Source organism: Faecalimicrobium dakarense (genome assembly GCF_000499525.1).
Lineage (GTDB): Bacteria > Bacillota > Clostridia > Peptostreptococcales > Peptostreptococcaceae > Faecalimicrobium > Faecalimicrobium dakarense.
Map to the genome: position 1 here is coordinate 1 of NZ_HG529319.1, position 775 is coordinate 775.

At 24.5% G+C, this 775-nt stretch carries 1 protein-coding gene; it reads right to left on the bottom strand.

Annotated features, from left to right (window positions below):
* Positions 1-195 precede the first annotated feature (195 nt).
* Positions 196-672 (bottom strand): hypothetical protein, encoded by a 477-nt coding sequence (locus BN899_RS08130; protein ID WP_042274489.1) that lies wholly within the window; start codon positions 670-672, stop codon positions 196-198.
* Positions 673-775: the final 103 nt, after the last annotated feature.

Consider the following 775-nt stretch of genomic DNA (forward strand, 5'->3'; position numbering starts at 1 on the left):
AATAGTTTATCTATTGGATTTTTTATTTCATAATATAATAAAATTGCGAAATATATATCTAATATTCTGTTAAAGAAAATCTCACTTTAATTTCTTGAACAACTTCTTATTGAATTAACTATCTTTATAATAATTAAATCTATATGCAACAACTGTACATAATAAGATATGTTTTATTGAACATTAATAACAGGTCTATTTATCAAATCCAATTTTCGTTATCTCTCCCTTTGATATCTTAAATTTAAGTTCAATTTGAGCATTATCTTGTGCAACTAATTTTATTCTATTCTCCCCCTCTGTTAAAGATAATTTCGCTGAATTCATATCCGTTGGTTGAGCGTTATCTTTATTCTCTATGATTATTTCTATATCCCCATTAGAATTTATTAAAACTAGCTTTGCTTTTCCTTTCGCTACTGATAATAGATATGATAGTTCAACATCTTCATTATTTTCTGCATTATAAGTCCATATTGTGTCCATTCCTTCAAATTCTAATTTACCTACATAGCTCTGATTATCCATAGTTTGACTTTCATCATTTAAATTAAATGAATTTGTATTACTTGAAATTTTATTAGTGCTAGAATATACAGATTTCATATTTGCACTACATCCATTTATTACTAAAGCTGATATTATACATCCAGTTATCATTATCCTCTTCATAAACTTTATCTCCATTCTTAATTAAAGTTATCATAATCTATAATTAATTATATCAGAACTTATAATTTGTTAAGTGTTCAATAAAAAAGAGTATTGTTTTTAG

Bases quoted from the DNA above. Each gene is read 5' to 3' on its own strand.
- BN899_RS08130 (WP_042274489.1), bottom strand. From the start codon at position 672: ATGAAGAGGATAATGATAACTGGATGTATAATATCAGCTTTAGTAATA.